This is a genomic window from Streptomyces sp. 8P21H-1 (genome assembly GCF_013302945.1).
The window spans coordinates 1-3,808 of sequence record NZ_JABTYA010000249.1 but is presented as its reverse complement, the minus strand read 5'-3'; the positions used below and the strand labels follow the sequence as shown (position 1 = coordinate 3,808).

The 3,808-nt window shown below is 71.6% G+C and carries 4 protein-coding genes; 3 read left to right on the top strand and 1 reads right to left on the bottom strand.

The features are described 5' to 3' along the window. On the bottom strand, positions 1 to 925 hold a 925-nt coding region (locus HO151_RS04925; protein WP_254594731.1), incomplete at its 3' end, for an ABC transporter substrate-binding protein. A 388-nt stretch (positions 926 to 1,313) separates the two neighbouring features. On the opposite strand from HO151_RS04925, the gene HO151_RS04920 reads away from it, so the two are divergent. The 3 genes from HO151_RS04920 to HO151_RS04910 form a co-directional block, all read left to right on the top strand. Then, the gene (locus tag HO151_RS04920) at positions 1,314 to 1,604 is read left to right on the top strand and encodes a hypothetical protein (RefSeq protein WP_173894888.1); all 291 of its coding nucleotides are present in this window, start codon (positions 1,314 to 1,316) and stop codon (positions 1,602 to 1,604) included. Positions 1,605 to 1,623: 19 nt separating this feature from the next. Then, positions 1,624 to 2,454 carry a hypothetical protein gene (locus tag HO151_RS04915; protein WP_173894887.1) on the top strand — a complete coding sequence of 277 codons (831 nt, stop codon included), beginning with the start codon at positions 1,624 to 1,626 and terminating at the stop codon, positions 2,452 to 2,454. Next, positions 2,454 to 3,808: fumarate reductase/succinate dehydrogenase flavoprotein subunit (locus tag HO151_RS04910; RefSeq protein WP_173894886.1), on the top strand; the 1,355-nt coding region annotated here is incomplete at its 3' end. The genes HO151_RS04915 and HO151_RS04910, both read left to right, overlap by 1 nt.

Below are 3,808 nucleotides of genomic sequence, written 5' to 3'. Positions count from 1 at the left end.
CACCGGGGCCGTGGACGAGCGAGGCGTCCCCGTCCTTCGTGTCGCCCCCGGCGGCGGACGCGACGCGGTGCGCCTCGGACGCGTCGATCTCGGCCAGGTCGAGCCGGCCCGCGGCGAGCGCGGCGACTCGCTTCTCCCGGGGCACGGCCCGCAGGACCAGCGCGGAGAGCTTGGCGGGGCGCCCCCACCAGCGGGGGTTGCGCCTGAGGGTGACGTCGCCCGACCGGCGGTCGACCTCGCTGACGGTGAACGGGCCCGCGGTCACCTTCAGCCTGCGGCGGGCGCTGTCGTTGAAGGTGTCCGGAGTGCCCATGACGTTCTTCGGGTACAGCGGCGAGAACAGCGACTGCCAGTCCGCGTACGGCTTCCTGAAGGTGACCCGCACCTCCAGGTCGCTCGCGCCGCGCTCGATCTTCTCGATGCGCTCGTAGCCGGCGTTGCGGGCGGTCCAGTACGCGCTGTCCCGGCCGGACAGGGCGCGCCACTGGGCGGAGAAGTCCGCGGCGCCGATCTCGCGGCCGTTGCTCCAGACGGCCTGCTGGTTGAGCTTGTAGAGCACGACCTGCCGGGGCTCGCGCTCGACGACCCTCGCCGACTCCAGGTAGTCGGCGTTGCGCCGCGGCCGGCCGTTCGCGTCGAGCCGGTACAGCGCGGGCAGTACGGCCCCCGCGATCCGGGAGGTGGCGGCGTCCGCGTCCGCCTGGAAGGTGTTGAGGGTCTGCGGCACGCCGTCCACGGCCCAGCGCACGGTGCCGCCGTCCGCGACCTCGTCGCGCCGCGCGGACGCGGTGTCCTGGTCCGCGGCGGGCCTGCCCGCCGGGTCCTGCTCGCCGCACCCGGCGAGGGCGGGCACCGCGAGGACACCGGCCGTGAGGAACGCGACCGAGCGCGCCACCGCGCGCGGTCCGACGCCGTCGTGGGACATGACTGGTACCTCCGGGGGCCGCTCCACGGGTGAACACGGACGTCTGATCACGGGCGTCCGATCACGGGCGTCCGGTCACAGGCGTCCGGTCACGGACGCCTGATCATGGACGTCTGATCACGTTCGGCTTATTTGGTGTTGATCAGATCTATGCGGCCACTGAAGAGGAAAGGGGGCGGCGCCGGGGACCGACACGGCGACGGCGGCGGGGAAGCCCACCCGTACGGCGGACAGGGCCCCCGGCCCGCGCGCCGTACGCCCTCGCACCCGCACGCCCCCGCCGAATCCGTGCACGTCCCTTCACACCGGCAGGTGCGGCACGTCACACTCTCAGGCGCATGAACGTTGCCGCCCTGGGCCGTCGGGTCCGCGGAAGTGAGGCCGAGCCATGTCCGTGCACGACGACCTGACGTCGGTTCAGCGCTGCCTCGACGACCTGGTGAGGTCCGTGAGGCGGCTGGAGCAGCAGCTGGGGGCCGGCGGCCTGGAGATGCGCAGGGTGCGCACCGACGCCGACCACCTGCGCGAGAGCGTGGCGCTCCTGCGCGAGGCCGCGCCCGAACTCGCCGAACCGGTCCGCCCCGATCTCGTGACCATCCCCGACACCCCGTACGACAACAGCCTGTGGACGGACTCCGACGACGAGGGTCTCGGCGCCCGCGACCGCCACGCACCCTGATCCCCGACCGGAGCTCTCCTTGGCCACTGGTACGGAACCCCAACCGAAGAGCAGCACGCGCGGCGGCGTACGCGGCGGTACGCGCGCCGCGATCACCGCCCCGCACCTGCGGACCGACCGCTGGTGGCTGGCGCCCGCCGCGACCGCGGCCGGGCTGCTGGCCTTCGTCGTCTACTCGACCTGGCGGGCGTTCGCGAACACCGACTACTACGCGGCCCCCTACGTCTCGCCGTTCTACTCGCCGTGCCTGGCGGAGAACTGCGAGCCGATGCGCAGCGGGCCCAACTGGGAGCTCTTCGGCAACTGGTGGGGCCTGTCCCCCGCCCTGCTGGTCCTGATCTTCCCGCTCGGCTTCCGGCTGACCTGCTACTACTACCGCAAGGCCTACTACCGGGGCTTCTGGGCCTCACCGCCGGCCTGCGCGGTCGCCGAGCCGCACAGGAAGTACACCGGCGAGACCCGCTTCCCGCTGGTCCTCCAGAACATGCACCGCTACTTCTTCTACGCGGCGGTCCCGGTCGCCGGGATCCTCACGTACGACACCGTGCTCGCCTTCCGGGACGAGCACTACGCGTGGGGCCACATGGGGCTCGGCACGCTCGTGTTCCTCGTCAACATCGTGCTGATCTGGGCGTACACCTTCTCCTGCCACTCGTGCCGGCACATCGTCGGCGGCAAGCTCAAGCACTTCTCCAGGCACCCGGTGCGCTACCGGGCCTGGCAGCTGGCCGGCCGCCTCAACGCCCGCCACATGCAGCTCGCCTGGGCCTCGCTGATCAGCGTGGCGCTCGCCGACTTCTACGTGTACCTGGTCGCCTCCGGCGCATTCGATGATCCGAGGTTCTTCTGATGTCCGTGGTCGACCGGCAGGAGTGGGACGTCGTCGTGGTCGGTGCCGGGGGCGCCGGGCTGCGGGCCGCCGTCGAGGCACGTGAACGCGGCGCGCGCACGGCGGTGATCTGCAAGTCGCTGTTCGGCAAGGCGCACACGGTGATGGCCGAGGGCGGCATCGCGGCGGCCATGGGCAACGTCAACTCCGGTGACAGCTGGCAGGTCCACTTCCGCGACACCCTGCGCGGGGGCAAGTTCCTCAACCAGTGGCGGATGGCCGAACTGCACGCCCAGGAGGCCCCCGACCGCGTGTGGGAGCTGGAGACCTGGGGCGCCCTCTTCGACCGTACGCGGGACGGGCGCATCTCCCAGCGCAACTTCGGCGGGCACGAGTACCCGCGCCTCGCGCACGTCGGCGACCGCACGGGCCTCGAACTGATCCGCACGCTCCAGCAGAAGATCGTGTCGCTCCAGCAGGAGGACTTCCGGGAGACCGGCGACTACGAGTCGCGCCTGAAGGTCTACCAGGAGTGCACGGTCACCCGGATCCTCAAGGAGGGCGACCGGGTCTGCGGGACCTTCTGCTACGAACGGGAGTCCGGCCGGTTCTTCGTGCTGGAGGCCCCCTCGGTGGTGGTCGCCACCGGCGGCATCGGCAAGTCCTTCAAGGTGACGTCGAACTCCTGGGAGTACACCGGCGACGGCCACGCGCTGGCGCTGCTCGCGGGGGCGCCGCTGCTGAACATGGAGTTCGTGCAGTTCCACCCGACGGGCATGGTCTGGCCGCCGTCCGTGAAGGGCATCCTCGTCACGGAGTCGGTGCGCGGCGACGGCGGGGTGCTCAGGAACTCCGAGGGCAAGCGGTTCATGTTCGACTACATCCCGGACGTGTTCAAGGAGAAGTACGCGCAGTCGGAGGAGGAGGGCGACCGGTGGTACGAGGACCCGGACCACAACCGGCGCCCTCCTGAGCTGCTCCCCCGGGACGAGGTGGCGCGGGCCATCAACTCCGAGGTGAAGGCGGGCCGCGGCTCGCCCCACGGCGGTGTGTTCCTCGACGTCTCCACCCGGATGCCCGCCGAGGTGATCCGGCGCCGGCTGCCGTCCATGTACCACCAGTTCAAGGAACTCGCGGACGTCGACATCACCGCCGAGGCGATGGAGGTCGGACCGACCTGCCACTACGTGATGGGCGGCATCGCGGTCGACTCGGACACCGCGGCGGCCCGCGGGGTGCCCGGGCTGTTCGCGGCCGGCGAGGTCGCGGGCGGGATGCACGGCTCCAACCGGCTCGGCGGGAACTCGCTCTCCGACCTGCTGGTGTTCGGCCGCCGGGCCGGACTGCACGCGGCGCGGTACGCGGCGGCGCTCAC